General features: G+C 64.9%; 11 protein-coding genes. 6 read left to right on the top strand and 5 right to left on the bottom strand.

Features of this window, described 5'->3' with window-relative positions:
- Window positions 1-48 precede the first annotated feature (48 nt).
- Window positions 49-2,580, bottom strand: coding sequence for an EAL domain-containing protein (locus ACFPOU_RS20635; RefSeq protein WP_379725803.1), 2,532 nt, complete (start codon window positions 2,578-2,580; stop codon window positions 49-51).
- Between the two features lie 517 nt (window positions 2,581-3,097).
- Here ACFPOU_RS20635 and ACFPOU_RS20630 point away from each other — a divergent pair.
- Window positions 3,098-4,681 carry a family 16 glycosylhydrolase gene (locus ACFPOU_RS20630; protein WP_379725800.1) on the top strand — a complete coding sequence of 528 codons (1,584 nt, stop codon included), beginning with the start codon at window positions 3,098-3,100 and terminating at the stop codon, window positions 4,679-4,681.
- 43 nt (window positions 4,682-4,724) lie between these two features.
- Here the strand turns inward: ACFPOU_RS20630 and ACFPOU_RS20625 are convergent, their stop codons facing one another.
- The 3 genes from ACFPOU_RS20625 to ACFPOU_RS20615 form a co-directional block, all read right to left on the bottom strand.
- Window positions 4,725-5,537, bottom strand: a complete 813-nt coding sequence (locus tag ACFPOU_RS20625; RefSeq protein ID WP_379725797.1) for a hypothetical protein — start codon at window positions 5,535-5,537, stop codon at window positions 4,725-4,727.
- A 71-nt stretch (window positions 5,538-5,608) separates the two neighbouring features.
- On the bottom strand, window positions 5,609-6,196 hold the full coding sequence (locus tag ACFPOU_RS20620) for a TerD family protein (RefSeq protein ID WP_379725794.1): 588 nt from the start codon (window positions 6,194-6,196) through the stop codon (window positions 5,609-5,611).
- A 29-nt stretch (window positions 6,197-6,225) separates the two neighbouring features.
- Window positions 6,226-7,356 carry a toxic anion resistance protein gene (locus ACFPOU_RS20615; protein ID WP_379725791.1) on the bottom strand — a complete coding sequence of 377 codons (1,131 nt, stop codon included), beginning with the start codon at window positions 7,354-7,356 and terminating at the stop codon, window positions 6,226-6,228.
- Between the two features lie 273 nt (window positions 7,357-7,629).
- Between ACFPOU_RS20615 and ACFPOU_RS20610 the strand changes: the two genes are divergently transcribed.
- Window positions 7,630-9,435 (top strand): tetratricopeptide repeat protein, encoded by a 1,806-nt coding sequence (locus ACFPOU_RS20610; RefSeq protein WP_379725788.1) that lies wholly within the window; start codon window positions 7,630-7,632, stop codon window positions 9,433-9,435.
- A 32-nt stretch (window positions 9,436-9,467) separates the two neighbouring features.
- Here the strand turns inward: ACFPOU_RS20610 and ACFPOU_RS20605 are convergent, their stop codons facing one another.
- On the bottom strand, window positions 9,468-10,424 hold the full coding sequence (locus ACFPOU_RS20605; protein ID WP_379725785.1) for a LysR family transcriptional regulator: 957 nt from the start codon (window positions 10,422-10,424) through the stop codon (window positions 9,468-9,470).
- Window positions 10,425-10,508: 84 nt separating this feature from the next.
- Between ACFPOU_RS20605 and ACFPOU_RS20600 the strand changes: the two genes are divergently transcribed.
- The 4 genes from ACFPOU_RS20600 to ACFPOU_RS20585 all read left to right on the top strand — a co-directional run bounded on the left by ACFPOU_RS20600 (window position 10,509) and on the right by ACFPOU_RS20585 (window position 13,932).
- A complete protein-coding gene (locus ACFPOU_RS20600) occupies window positions 10,509-11,486 on the top strand; it encodes a 3-hydroxyacyl-CoA dehydrogenase family protein (protein ID WP_379725781.1) in 978 nt (325 codons plus the stop codon).
- A gap of 11 nt (window positions 11,487-11,497) precedes the next feature.
- Window positions 11,498-12,175: an aspartate/glutamate racemase family protein gene (locus ACFPOU_RS20595; protein ID WP_379725879.1), complete on the top strand. Its 678-nt coding sequence runs from the start codon at window positions 11,498-11,500 to the stop codon at window positions 12,173-12,175.
- 23 nt (window positions 12,176-12,198) lie between these two features.
- Window positions 12,199-13,164: a Bug family tripartite tricarboxylate transporter substrate binding protein gene (locus ACFPOU_RS20590; RefSeq protein WP_379725778.1), complete on the top strand. Its 966-nt coding sequence runs from the start codon at window positions 12,199-12,201 to the stop codon at window positions 13,162-13,164.
- Window positions 13,165-13,236: 72 nt separating this feature from the next.
- Complete coding sequence (locus ACFPOU_RS20585) at window positions 13,237-13,932, top strand: SDR family NAD(P)-dependent oxidoreductase (RefSeq protein WP_379725876.1); 696 nt, start codon at window positions 13,237-13,239, stop codon at window positions 13,930-13,932.
- The last annotated feature ends 102 nt before the right edge of the window (window positions 13,933-14,034 follow it).

Here is a 14,034-nt window from a genome sequence, read left to right as displayed (position 1 = left end):
CCGCGTGCCGCGCCTGCCGCGCTTCCTGAGCGGTCGTCCGACAGCGCTTCAGCCGATGACCAATGGCAAGCCGGACAGTTCAAGGTAGTGCAATTCCAGAAGTTCGGTCATGGCTTGCGCAGGCACCGGCCGGCTGAACAGAAAACCCTGCATGCGCTCGCACCCATGGGCGCGCAGGAACTCGGCTTCCGCTTCCGTCTCCACGCCTTCGGCGATCACGCCCAATTTCAAGCTAGTGCTCAAGGCAATGATTGCCCGGACAATCGCCGCCCCTTCCACCTGATCGAGATTGCTCACGAACGAGCGGTCGATCTTCAAGGTGTCGAGAGGGAATAGCCCGAGATAACTCAGCGATGAATACCCGGTGCCGAAGTCGTCGATGGCAAGCGTCAACCCCAGGCTTTTCAGGGTATGCAAGGTCGGCAGGACGGTATCGAGACCGCCCATCATGACGCTTTCCGTCACCTCCAGCTCGAGCATTTTCGGATCGATACCCGTCTCTGCGAATGCCTTGGCGATGACCTTGCTCAGACTGGAACTCTTGAAGCTTGGCGCAGCGAGATTAATCGCGACCGACAGCTTGCCGTATCCGGCCTGGTGCCAGGCAGCTGCCTGCCGGCATGCCGTATTCACCACCCATTCGCCGATCGCGACAATTAACCCGCGGGCCTCTGCGAGGGGGATGAAATCGCTGGGCGAAATCATCCCTTTTTCCGGATGGTTCCAGCGGATCAGCGCTTCCACGCCGTAAATCTTGCGCGTGGCAATATAGACTTTAGGCTGGTAATACAGGACGAATTCGCCGTTGATCAAAGCCTTGTGCAGGTCGCTCTCCATATGTAACAGGCTGAGGGCCTTGTTATTCATCGACTCGGTGAAGAACTGATAATTATTGCGGCCTTCCTTCTTGGCAAAATACATGGCCGAATCGGCGTTCTTGAGCAGCGAGACGCCGTCGTCTCCGTCGCGCGGAAACATGGAAATACCAATACTGGTTGAAACAAATAACTGGTTTTCCGCGATTAAGAAAGGCGCGTTCAAGTCTCCGATGATACGTTGCGCCACCTGGGCGGCAGCCTGATCCGATTTCACCATGCTCAACAGCACCGTGAATTCGTCCCCACCCAGGCGGCTGACCACGCTCTCGAGCAGGTTTGATTCCTCGCTGTAGATGAAATCACTTTTCCGCAACGTTGCGACGATGCGATGAGCGACCTGTTTCAGCAGCTCGTCGCCCATGTGGTGGCCCAGGGAATCGTTGATGTGCTTAAAATGATCCAGATCCAGGAACAGCACCGCCAGCGCCCCATCCGCGCGGCGTGCAATCTCGATTCCCCGGTCAAGCTGGCCCTTAAACATTAATCGATTCGACAATCCGGTCAAGCCGTCGTGCATCGCAAGGTAGCGCAGCTTCTCTTCTGACATTTTTCTGTAAGTCACATCTTGCAGCGTTCCCGTTATCGTTACCGGCACCTCGTCCAGCATCGATACTTCCGACTGCACGTGCACGTAACGCACCGCCCCGGAATGCACTACCATGCGAAAGTCCATATCGATATTGGTGCCGAACCGCCGCGCGTCGGCAAGCGCCTGTTCGACCATGTCGCGTTCGTCGGGGTGCACCTGCTCGAGCGGGATGCCGGAGGGTGACGCTGCCTGGCTGATCGGGTACCCGACGATGGCATAAAATTCCTTGGACCAGATGACTGCGCCAGTGGCAAGGTTAATTTCCCAGTCCCCTATTCCAGCGATACGCTGTGCATTGGCAAGACGAACCTCCTTGTTCTCGAGATCGAGGAAAAGTTTTTGCAATGCAATCCGCATCCCATCAATTGAACCAAGCAAACCTTCCAGGTCGCCGCGGGGATAGATCGATGCCGGCCCTTGCAAATTTCCTTCGGAGATATTCTTGGCCAGCTCGATCGCATATCCCAATGGACGCGTCAATCCCTTGATCAGCTTTAGAATGAAAAATGCGGCAATGGCCAGGGTCAGTCCCAGCGTCGTCAGCATCAGCGTTACCTGACGTTCCGTCGCCTTTGCGAATGCGCGATTTCCCCGTATCGAGCGCTGTTCGATTTCCTCGGCCAGGACCGCGAGTTTGACATTGATGTTCTGTATCAGGGGCAGGTGGGGACGCAATGCATCGACCGCCAGGTCACGTCGTACCTGAGGCAATAATTCGCTCAGCTTCGACAAAGCCGCATCTATTTCGGGAGCGCTACCGTCATGGTGTAATTCCAGCACCCTCAGCTCACCGAGGCCTTGCCTTACCTGTGCAAGCGGCTTCAGCGCACTGCCACTCAAGCTGCCTGTATCGACCGCATCTGCTACACGATTGAGAAACTGTTTATAGTTATCCCGGGCCTCGCGCGCCAGCGCAGCAGTGCCTTGCTCGAAACGGACCGCATCGATGCGCCTCAGGTCAAACAGGACCTGATAAAGAAGAACAAGCGCAAACGGCGCGATAATAGCGACGAATTGCAGGATAATCGAAAGCTTGAGTGACTTGATGCGCACGATGTCGATGTTTCCGTCGCCTGAAACGAACAGGCTGCAATAAAATGGACGGGTCGACAAATTTTTCGTTGCCCCGCTAAGATCCAATGGATACTCAATGCAGCGAGTATAAACTAGCTGGTAAGAAACTATTCGTTTTGTCGGCGTGCCACGTGCCGCGTTGTAGAGGCACGTCACTGGCGATGGCATTGAATGGATAGTGCACCCCGACGGCAGCGGAAAATAAAGGGGCCGCGCCCGGCCCCATCCATCCAATTCAAGGATTGCGCCAACAAGGGATTAACACGCCGGAAATATTGGTATTTCAGTCATCTATTGCGCCGCCGCTGAAATACCCGTCTTCGCAACTCACATTGCGCATTGCGCTTGCAGCAAGCCGATGGACTTCGCCACGGTCCCGATGACAAGCAAGTCCCGTCGCGGCCTCTCTCCCGCTCTTTTCTGCCCCTGGTTGACACCGTCCTGAAATAAGCCCACACTCATGAGCAGTTTTGGAATCGTTTCCAATCCCGATGGCCGCAGCTCGGTTGAAGCGCTTGCAAGACACTAACGATAAGAATTCACGGAGATATTGCACATGAAAAAAACCGATCTTTCCCTGTATCCCTCGATACGTGCGCTCCTGCTTGCCGGCGCATTCCTGGCCGCTCCTGCTGTCCATGCGCAGCAATGCCCGAGTACGGCCCCCGTGTTTGCCGATGAGTTCAACGGCAACACCGTCGATACCAGCAAATGGCAGTTCCAGACCGGGGACGGCTGCAGCTATGGCATCTGCGGCTGGGGCAACAATGAACTCCAGTCCTACCAGAGCGCCAACGCCACGGTTGCCAATGGCATCCTGTCGATCACTGCCAGGAAACAGCGGGTCGGGGCGAAGGCCTATACATCGGCCCGTCTCAGGACGCTGAACATGCCGGCCGGCGGCCAGTGGACACACGGGCGTTTTGAAGCGCGCATGAAAATCCCGACAGGGGGCGGCATGTGGCCGGCTTTCTGGGCGCTGCCGGCCAATACCACCGTGGCCTGGCCTGCCAGCGGCGAAATCGATATCCAGGAGTCGACCGGCCAGAAGCACATGTTTGCCTTGGGAACCATTCACTACGGTTCGTCGAATGCAAACCACCAGTTCCTTACCAGTAGCATCTACAAGCAGCCCGACAGCTGGGCGGACGCGTTCCATGTGTACTCGGTCGTCTGGACCCCTTACAAGATCAGCTGGTACATCGACGACCTGCTGTACGCAACCAAAGTCCCGTCCGACATGGCCAATCCAGCGGACTGGACGTTCGAAAACTATCCTTACTACCTGATCCTGAACCTGGCGGTCGGGGGCGATCTTGGCGGCAAGGTCGACGATGCCGCGCTGCCGCAAACCCTGCAGGTCGACTATGTGCGCGTGTACGCCAACCCCCAGCCCTCGCTGAGCGGTCCCCACATCGTCGAACCGAATACGGCAGCCACCTACAGCATCGTCGATGAAGCGGGCAGCGGATCGAGCTATGCGTGGACTTCGCCCACCGGCCAGACGTCCACTGCCAAATCGCTGACGGTCAACTGGGGCAGCAGCGGCGGTCCGGTATCGGTTGCCATTACCAACAGCTGCGGCACGTTCAACAAGCGCGTGCCGGTCTTCGTGTCGCCGCAACTGGTCCGCACCGCCATCCTGGACGACTACGAAGGCAACCGTAACCTCGGCTATACGACCGTCACCGGCCAGCTCAACCAGTCGAGCGCGAATCCCGGCCCGAACGCCGTCAATGGTTCGCCGACGGTGGCGAAATACGTGCGCAGCGCAGCCACCGCGTATGACCTGATCACCATGTCGACGACGCTCGTGCCCGATGCCTCTTTCTATGTGCGCGGCGACAAGGCTTTCTATATGGACGTCTACAGCAACGCTCCCGTCGGCACGCCGATGCTGCTCCAGCTCGAAAACGCGAACGTGGCAACGGCGAGCAATTTCCCGCTCGGACGCCATTCGAAATACATCGCCACCACCTCGGTGCAAAACGGCTGGCAGCGTTTGAAATTCCTGCTCAATGACAGGATCGACGGCGGCACCGCCGATACCGCGGTCAACCGGCTGGTGTTGCTGCCGAACCCCGATACCCTGACCGGGCACACGTATTATTTCGATAACCTGTCGCTCTACGGCCATTGAGCGTTTGCCGGCTTGCGCACGTCCTTTCCCGACAAGCGCCGCGTCAATCCTTGCCCTGCGCCTGCGCCATCCCGAGCGCCGGCAGGGTGACCGTCAGGAAGGACGACACCTGACCGACCAGGTCCGCGGCTTGCGCACGCACCTGCCCCAGTTGCAGCAGCGATAGCTCCGCCTGGCGCACCGCCTGCTGGATCAGCATGCGGCGCTGCGCGAGCGCGTCGAGCAAGACCGCGTCCGCGGCGCCGCCGGCGATCTTCGCCACGACGGCCAGCACGGCCGCATGCAGGGCCAGGTTCTGCGCCGACGCGTCCAGCTTGCGGGTGGCGGCCTCGCTCTCGGCCATGAGCTGCAGGAGCTGCGCACGGGCCGAAGCCAGCGCCGGCTGGTAACGGGCGGGCGATGGCGCTCGCCGGAACAGCTTGCCGAACATGCCTGCCGGCGCCCTGGTGCTTTCGAGCGCGTCGTCGAGCAGCGCGGGCACGGCCATTTGCGTGAATTTCAATACCAGCCCGGTCATGGGCTGGAGCAGCGCGGCCTGCTCCATCAAGGCTTGTTCCGCCCACTCCGTCACCAGCGCCAGCCTGACCGGCAGGATGCGGCGGAACAAGGTGCCCAGGCGCCCCTGCGCATGCTCGAACAGTGCCGGGTAATCGGCCCTGGCCGTCGCCAGTGCGTCGCGCACGGCCGGATGGTCTTCGCTGTCGAACAGCGCGCCGGGCACGGCTGTCGCCGCCGTGCCTGGCGCTGCCGGCGCTGCCGGCAGGTCGCTGAAGTCGAAGGCCCGTGGCAGCGCCGCAGGGCCGGCGGGCGCCGGCTCCGTGCCGAAGTCGAAGGCCCTGGGCGTCTGGTCTGTCATCGGTCACTCGGCGGGAAAGGCCATGCGCTTCGATTCGGGCAAGGCTGCACGACGCGAGCGCGAGGGCGTTCTCAGACGGTGCCGCCGAGCTTGCGGATGAAGGTCGCCAGGTTCAGCTTGAAGCCGGCGCCCACGGCCTGGAAGCGCCATTCGCCATCCTTGCGGTACAGCGAACCGAACTGCAGCGCGGTCTTGTCCGCGTAGTCTTCGTCCAGGTCGTATTCGGCGATCACCTCGCCGGTGTCGTCGTTGTACACCTTGACGTAGGCGTCGTTGACGCGGCCGAAGGTTTGCTTGCGTGCTTCGGCTTCGTGGATGGTGACCACGATCGGCATTTCCACGACGGCCGGGTCGACCCTGGCCAGGTCGACGGTGATGACCTCGTCGTCGCCATCCTTGTCGCCCGTGCGGTTGTCGCCGGAGTGCACGACCGCGCCATCCGGGGAGGTCGTGTGGTTGTAGTAGACGAAGTGGGCGTTGCTGAGCATGACCGGTTGGTCGCCCGCATCTTTCCTGCACAGGAATACCGACGAGTCGAGGTCGAACGCCTGGCCTGCGGCCGCGTTGACCTTCCAGCCGAGTCCGATACGCACGCGCTTCAAGCCCGGCGCGGTTTTTTCGAGGTTGATGCGATGGCCGGTTTCGAGCATCGTCGACATGGCGTTTCCTTTAGCGTGAGAATGGTATTTTACGACGCGGCCGGCGACGCGCCTGGAGAGAAGCGCGCAATGAGCTCGCGCTCGAGTTCCTGCAGTTTCGGCAGCTCTTGCTTGCGGCGCTGCTGGCCTTCCTGCGAGATCTCCTCGATCTTGTCGAACGCGGTCATCAGTTGCGTCTGGACATGCTGGGCCGTTTCCAGGCTGACCAGGGAACGCTGCTTGGCGCGGGCCACCGTCTCGGTATTTTCCAGCAGCATGTCGGCCTGGGTGCGGAAGGCCGCGTCGGTGGCATCGTAGGCCGCGTTGGCCACCGCCGCGCTCTGCTTGGCTTCCAGTTGCAGCAGGTAGAGCGAGAACACGTTGCGCCAGGCCGGGATCGAGACGTTGACGATATCCGTGAAGGTGTCCGTCAGCGCCCGGGCATTGTCTTGCGAGAGGCGGATTTGCGGCACCATCTGGGTGGCCATCAGCATGGCCCGGCGCAGGTCGTCGACGCGTTTTTCGAGACGCTCGAGACGGCGCTTGAGCTCGGTGGCCTGCTGCGCCTCGAAGGCGTTCGCCGGCGCGGCTTGCTGCGCGAGCGCTTGCCGAAGCTGTTCGGCCCAGGCCGCGCCCTTCTTGACGTCGGCATCGAGCCCCTGGTAATAGATTTCCAGGCCCTTGTACATCTCGTCGAAATCGTGGATGCGCCCCCGCTGCACGTCGGCATGGCGCGTCATCTCCGCGACCAGCGTATCCATGCGCGATGCGACCGCCTGGTACTGCGACAGCATCTTTTCCTTGACCGAACCGAACATGCCGGTCACGCGCGAGAGCAGGCCGCCAGGACGCAGCCTGGCCGGGTCGAGGCCCTTGGCGGTGGCAATGAGTTCGTTCAGCTGCGTGCCGAACACATCCGCATCCGACGCGCGCACGGTGCCGAGCAGCCTGGCCGAGACCGTCGCCACGCGCGCGCCGCTGGCGCCGCCGAGCGCCTCGATGGCCTTGTCGTCGATACCGGCGACGTCGACCCGCACCGGCGGGGCCGCGCCCGCTTCCGGAGCCAGTGCCGGCGGCGCGTCCGGCGTGGCGGCAAGCGCCGGGAATTGCGGCGGCGCGGATGCCGTCGGCGCCTCGGATGCCGCGTTCGCTTCTTCTTCGGAGGAAAACAGCGGTTTCATGACAATCCTTCAGGGTGAGGATGACAACCTTGACAGCTTACCACCGGATAATCGGGCCAAGAACCTGTTCTTGGCGCGCATCGCCTCGGCGCCACGCCTGGCAGCATGCCGTTTTTTTTCGACGCACTGCGCACGCACTGGTGTGCGATTCCGAATTTATACATAAAGCTTGATCTTGCACAAACCAGCGTCCGGCCCACGGATACAGGATTCCCGGTCACGCCTCTAAACGCGATAATCGTATCATCCACCCGCGAGCCGGAGGGCACATCCATGAGAGCGCGATTCGTATCCTTGTGCGCCGCGGCTGCCGCGGCATCCGTCCTGGTCGCCGTGCCCGCCACGCAGGCCCGGCGCGATCCCCGGCCCCTTGCCTTCGATCCCCTGTTCGCCCCCGGCGCCGCATGCGCAGCGGCGCCGGCCGGGCGCCCGCCGCTGCTTGGCAAGCTGGTGCTGGCGCAGGCGGAAACCAGGCCCTTCCAGCCGGCCCAGCAGACGCCCAAGGCGCCGGCCAAGGCCGGGCCGCCTCCCCTGTACCGGGATCTCGGCACCCTGCACATGCCGGTCACGACCAACAACCCCAGGGCGCAGGCCTATTTCGACCAGGGCTTGCGCCTGACCTTTGCGTTTAACCACGCCGAAGCGGCGGCCGCCTTCCGCGCCGCGCAGGCGCTCGACCCCGGCTGCGCCATGTGCTTCTGGGGCGAAGCGCTGGTGCTCGGCCCGAACATCAACGCGCCGATGTTTCCCGAAGCGCTCGCGCCGGCGGCCCAGGCCGCCGCCGAAGCCATGCGCCTGGCAAAAGGCGCCACGCCCGCCGAACAGGCCCTGATCCAGGCCGTCGCGCGCCGCTACAGCGCCGACCCGAAAGCGGAGCGGGCCGCGCTGGACAAGGCCTACGCCGACGCGATGACCGCGGCGGCGCGGGCCCACCCCAACAACGACACCATCCAGGTGCTGTTCGCCGAAGCGCTGATGGACCTGGCACCCTGGGATTACTGGGCCGCCGCCGGCACCCAGCCCAAGTACCGCACGGCCGAGCTGGTCGATGCGCTCGAGCGCGTCCTCGAACGCAACCCCAGCCATCCCGGTGCCGCCCACTATTACATCCATGCGATGGAAGCCTCGGCCCACCCCGACAAGGCCCTGCCTGCCGCGCGCGTGCTGGCGCGCCAGATTCCCGGCGCCGGGCATATCGTGCACATGCCTTCCCACATCTATTACCGGCTCGGCATGTACCGCGAGGCGCTGCAATCGAACCTGCAGGCGGTCGCCGTCGACGAAAAGTATTTCGCCACCTCTCCCAGCGATCCGGTCTACCGCGGCGCCTACTACCCGCACAATATCCATTTCGTGCTGGTGTCGGCGCTGATGGGCGGCGACGGCAGGACGACACTGGAGGCCGCGGGCAAGCTCGACAAGGCGGTTGCGGCCGATGCGGTCAAGGCCATCGGCGCGCTGCAGCCGGTCAAGTCGGCGCCCTATTTCGCCCACGTCCAGTTCAGCACCCCGGACGTGCTGGTGTCCCTGCCCGACCCCGGCTCCGACTTCGTGCTGGTCAAGGCGATGTGGCATTACGCGCGCGCCATCGGCCACGTGCGCAAGGGCCAAGCCGCTGCGGCCAGCCGCGAACTGGCCGCCATCGAGCGCATCGAGCGGGGCGCCGACTTCAAACCCCTTGCCGACTGGGCCATACCGGGGCGCGAGATCGTCCAGACCGCCGCGGCGGTGGCGCGCGGCCGGATCGCCGACCTGGAGGGCAACTTGCCGGGTGCGATCGCCGCCTACCGCGCCGCCGTCGCGATCCAGGACGCCCTGCCCTACATGGAACCGCCCTACTGGTATTACCCGGTGCGCCAGTCGCTTGGCGTGGCGCTGCTGCGCGCCGGCCAGCCCGACGAGGCCGAACAGGTCTTCCGCACCTCGCTGGCGCGCACCCCGAGCAATGGCTGGGCACTGCGCGGGCTGATGGAGGTGTACCGCGTGCGCGGCGATACGGCCGCCCTGGCCGCCGCCCGCGAGCGCTTTGCCGGCACCTGGCTGGGCAAGCCGGAGGGACCGGCCTTGTCGTCGCTGTAAGCGCGCACGATCGGTGCAGCCGGGGCCGTCGATCAGGCGTTTTTCGCCGGGCTGGCGATGGCATCCGGCGCTGCCTGACCGGGTGCGTCGGCGGCGTCGAACTGGCGCATCAGCAAGGACAGCATGGCCTGCGCCGCCGGCGACAAGGCCCCCTCCCTGCGCTTGACGACGCCGATCGAGCGCCGGATCTCGGGGCTGGCCAGCGCTCGCCTCGTCAAGCCGTCGGCGTTAATCACGTCGGCGGCCATGGCCGGCAGTGCCGCCACCCCCAGTTGCTCGGCCACCATGGCGCCGATGGTGGCGAGATGGTCGATCTCGAAGGCCGGATGAAAGCCGATCCCGTGCTGCAGCGCCGCCGCTTCCACATACTGGCGCACGCTGGTGTGGCGCGACATCGATACATGCGCGAACGGCAGCGTGTCGATCAGGCGCACGCTGTCGCCGCTGCCCCCCAGCGGATGGCCGTGGGCGGCCAGCAGGACGAAACTGTCGGTCGTCAGCGGAATATAGTCGAGGTCGCCATAGGCCGGGTTGGCGGCCGTGATGGCGAAATCGACGCGCCCTTCGCGCACCAGCTCGAACGCCGGTTCCGACAGGGTGTCGGCCAGAGTCAGGTCGATCTCCGGATACTGCGCGGCGTAGCGCCGGAACAGGCGCGGCACGATGCGCGCCGCCAGCGAGGGCAAGGCGGCCAGCGCTACCCGTCCGCGCCGCAGCGCCGGCACGTCGCGCACGGCGGCCACGGTGCGCTCGATATCGGCCAGTAACTGATCGGCATGCGAAGCGAGCACCTCGCCGGCGGCGCTCAAGGCCACGGTGCGCGTGGTGCGATCGAACAGGCGCGCGCCGAACGCCGTTTCGAGCCGTCCGATCAGGGTCGACAGGGCCGATTGCGACAGATGCATCTGCTGCGCCGCCTGGCTGAAGCTGCGCGTTTCGGCAACGGCAAGAAAAGCGCGGAGGTCGCGCGCCGATAGATTTATTTCCATAATCGATAAGTCTATAGAAAAAAGCCGATTCACAGATGAAAGTTGGCGCGGCACACTGGCCTTTTCATTCGATACCCACGACGCATGGACCAGCTCAACGACGCCGCACCTTCCGTTCTACCGAAACCCGCCCACGCCCGCGCCCTGGTGGTCGGCGGCGGCACCATGGGCGCCGACGTCGCGCTGGTGCTGGCGCGCGCCGGCTGCCGCACCGTCGTGCTTGAGCCCGGGCAAGCCCGGCGCGAGGCGCTGGACGCGTATTTCGACGAAGGCCTGGACAAGCTCGGGGCACGGCACAAGCGCGACCGGCTCGCCGCCTGCGCCAGCCTCGACGACGTGGACTGGCAGGCAATCGACCTGGTCGTCGAATGCATTCCCGAGCAGCTCGCGCCCAAGCAAGCGCTGTTCGCCGAACTGGAACGGCGTGCCCGCGCCGACACTGCGTTGTGCAGCAACAGCTCGAGCTTTCCGATCTCGGCCATCGGCGACGGGCTGGCCAGCGCCGAACGCATGCTCGGCCTGCATTTCTTCATGCCGGCGCACCTGGTGCCGCTGGTCGAAGTGGTGCTCGGCGCGCGCTCGTCGGCGGCGCTGGCCGCCTCCCTGTCGGACTTCATGCGCGCCTGCGGCATGGTGCCGGTGCTGGTACGCAAGGACATGCCGGGCTTCCTGGCCAACCGCCTGCAGCACGCCCTGGCGCGCGAAGCGTTTGCCCTGATCGATGCCGGCGTGGCCACGCCGGAGGACGTCGACGCGGCCGTGCGCTTCGGTTTCGGCTTCCGCTTCCTGGCCGCCGGTCCCATCCTGCAGCGCGACCATGCCGGCATCGACGTGCACTGCCCTGCCGCCGCCACCATGTACCCGTCGCTGGCGGTCAATACGGTGCCTTCGCCGGTGCTGGCCGAGCGCTACGCCGCCGGCAAGTTCGGCATGAAAAGCGGCGAAGGCTTCTACCGCTGGACGCCGCAAAGCATCGCCGCCGAGCGCGCACGCTACGACGGCTTGCTGATGGCCGGACTGCGCCTGCTGGCGCCGGAACTGCCGCCGATCGACGACCAATGAAAGCCGCCCCCATGCCGCGCATCGCCCTGATCCACGCCTTGAGCCACTCGGTCGCCCCGGTCAACGCCGTCATGGCCAGCCAGTGGCCGGAGGCGACCCTGATGAATTTGCTCGACGACAGCCTGTCGGCCGACCTGGCGCGTTCCGGTGCCGGCCTCGACCAGGCCATGCACCAGCGCTTCCAGGAACTGGCCGCGTATGCGGTCGGCACCGGCGCCCAGGCAATTTTATTTACTTGCTCGGCCTTCGGCCCCTGCATCGACGCGGTGGCGCGGCGTTATCCGCAGATCCCGGTGCTCAAGCCGAACGAGGCCATGATCGCCGACGCCAGCCGGGCGCGCGGCCCGCTCGGGCTGATCGCGACCTTCGCGCCGACCCTGGAATCGATGCCACCCGAGTTCCCTGCCGGCACCAACCTGCGCTTCGCCCTGGCCGCCGGTGCGCTCGACGCCCTCGATCGCGGCGACGCCGAGCGGCATGACGCGCTCATCGCCGAACAGGCCAGGCAGCTGGCGGCGGTCGGCTGCGGCACGATCGCCCTGGCCCAGTTCAGCATGGCGCGCGCCCAGCACGCCTGCGAGCACGCCAGCGGCAAGCCGGTGCTGACGACGGTGCACAGCGCCGTGCTGGCCTTGAAACAGCGCCTGGGGCATTATCTCCCTGCCGACCCACATTGCCTTACCCCCTAAAAAAACCATCAAGGAGACACAGCATGTTGAAGAAGGCGATCCTCGCAGCGATGCTCATGACCCAGGCGTTCGGCGCCGGTGCGGCCGATGTTTATCCGTCCAAGCCGATCCGCTTCGTCGTGCCCTACCCGCCCGGCGGGCCGACCGACGCCATGGCGCGCCTGATCCAGGCGCCACTGCAGGCCAAGCTCAACACCGTGGTCGTCGTCGACAACCGGGGCGGCGCCGGCGGCAACATCGGCACCGGGATGGTGGCCAAGGCGCCCGCCGACGGCTACACGATCCTGCTTGCCGCCAGCGGCCCGATGGCGGTCAACAAGACCTTGTACAAGTCCATCTCCTTCGACCCGGACAAGGATTTCGCGCCCGTCATCCAGATTTCGGCCTTCCCGCTGGTGCTGGAAGTGCACCCGTCGGTGCCGGTCACCAACCTCAAGCAATTCATTGCGCTGGCCCGGGACAAGCCCGACCTGCTCAGTTTCGCCTCGGCCGGCAACGGCACGCCGCAGCACCTGGCCGGGGAACTGTTCAACACGGCCGTCGGCGCCAAACTCCAGCACGTGCCCTACAAGGGCGCCGGTCCCGCGCTCAACGATGTGATCGGCGGCCATGTCAAGGTCATGTTCGACATCCTCGGCAGTTCGGTGCAGTACATCAAGACCGGCAAGATGCGCGCGATCGCCGTCACCACCGCCACCCGCAGCCCGGCCCTGCCCGACGTGCCGACGCTGGCCGAAGCGGGCCTGGCCGGCTACGACTTCTCGGGCTGGCACGGCATCGTGGCGCCGGCCGCCACGCCCAAGCCGATCGTGGCCAAGCTCAACCAGGCCATCAACGAGGTCTTCGCCGACCCGACCTTCCGCAAGAAATGGGAAGAACTGGGCACGCCGATCGTCGGCGGCACGCCGGAAGCCTTCGGCGCGCTGATGCGCAGCGAATCCGTGAAGCTGGGCAAGGTGGTCAAGGATGCCGGCGTGACCGTCGATTGAGCGGCAAGGCCGCCTCGCGGGCGGCCGTGTCGCGCCGCCTGCCCCTTCCACTTGCCTGCCGGAGCCGCCATGATGGACAGCCTGCCCGACCAGTTTCACGCCCTGGTGATCGGCGCTTCCGGCACCATCGGCGCGGCCTTCGTCGCACTGCTGCGCGCCTCGCCGCGCTGCGCCTCGGTGCGCGGCCTGCACCGCCACTCGGCACCGGGCATCGATTTCGGCGACGAACACAGCGTCGCCAGCGCGGCGCTTGCCCTGGCCGACGGCCCGCGCTACCACCTGATCGTGAACGCCGCCGGCATCCTGCATAGCGACGCGTTCATGCCGGAAAAACGGCTGGCCGACCTGAACGCCGCGCAGATGCTGGCGACCTTCCAGGCCAATACCTTCGGCCCGGCGCTGTTGCTGCGCCACTTCGCACCGCTGCTGGCGCGCGAACGCGCGATCATGGCCCTGCTGTCGGCCAAGGTGGGCAGCATCGGCGACAACCGCCTCGGCGGCTGGTACAGCTACCGCGCGTCCAAGGCCGCATTGAACATGCTGGTCAAGACCGCGGCCATCGAACTGGCGCGCCGGCAGCACGACAGCGTGCTGGTGGCGCTGCATCCCGGCACCGTCAACTCGCGCCTGTCGCAACCGTTTCGCGGCGAGGCCATCGGCCGCCCGGCGCAGGCGGCGGTGGCCGACATGCTGGCCGTGCTCGATACCCTGACGCCCGCCGACAGCGGATCGTTCAGGTCCTACGACGGGGCCGAACTGCCCTGGTAAGACCCCGGCAAGGCGGTCCAGGTGTCTTGGAGGCGGGGATTTGCAGCAGCCGCCCGGCGCACCACCCCCCGTAGGGGTTACCGGGGATCATTTCCAAGCTAC

It is taken from the genome of Massilia jejuensis (genome assembly GCF_042656795.1).
In the GTDB taxonomy this organism is placed as follows: Bacteria; Pseudomonadota; Gammaproteobacteria; order Burkholderiales; family Burkholderiaceae_D; genus Telluria; species Telluria jejuensis.
The sequence above is the reverse complement of the archived record's forward strand: the minus strand, read 5'-3'. Positions and strand labels throughout refer to the sequence as shown.

Coding starts and splice junctions, on each gene's coding strand:
- ACFPOU_RS20630 (WP_379725800.1), top strand. CDS start 3,098: ATGAAAAAAACCGATCTTTCCCTGTATCCCTCGATACGTGCGCTCCTG.
- ACFPOU_RS20625 (WP_379725797.1), bottom strand. CDS start 5,537: ATGACAGACCAGACGCCCAGGGCCTTCGACTTCGGCACGGAGCCGGCG.
- ACFPOU_RS20620 (WP_379725794.1), bottom strand. CDS start 6,196: ATGTCGACGATGCTCGAAACCGGCCATCGCATCAACCTCGAAAAAACC.
- ACFPOU_RS20615 (WP_379725791.1), bottom strand. CDS start 7,356: ATGAAACCGCTGTTTTCCTCCGAAGAAGAAGCGAACGCGGCATCCGAG.
- ACFPOU_RS20610 (WP_379725788.1), top strand. CDS start 7,630: ATGAGAGCGCGATTCGTATCCTTGTGCGCCGCGGCTGCCGCGGCATCC.
- ACFPOU_RS20605 (WP_379725785.1), bottom strand. CDS start 10,424: ATGGAAATAAATCTATCGGCGCGCGACCTCCGCGCTTTTCTTGCCGTT.
- ACFPOU_RS20600 (WP_379725781.1), top strand. CDS start 10,509: ATGGACCAGCTCAACGACGCCGCACCTTCCGTTCTACCGAAACCCGCC.
- ACFPOU_RS20595 (WP_379725879.1), top strand. CDS start 11,498: ATGCCGCGCATCGCCCTGATCCACGCCTTGAGCCACTCGGTCGCCCCG.
- ACFPOU_RS20590 (WP_379725778.1), top strand. CDS start 12,199: ATGTTGAAGAAGGCGATCCTCGCAGCGATGCTCATGACCCAGGCGTTC.
- ACFPOU_RS20585 (WP_379725876.1), top strand. CDS start 13,237: ATGGACAGCCTGCCCGACCAGTTTCACGCCCTGGTGATCGGCGCTTCC.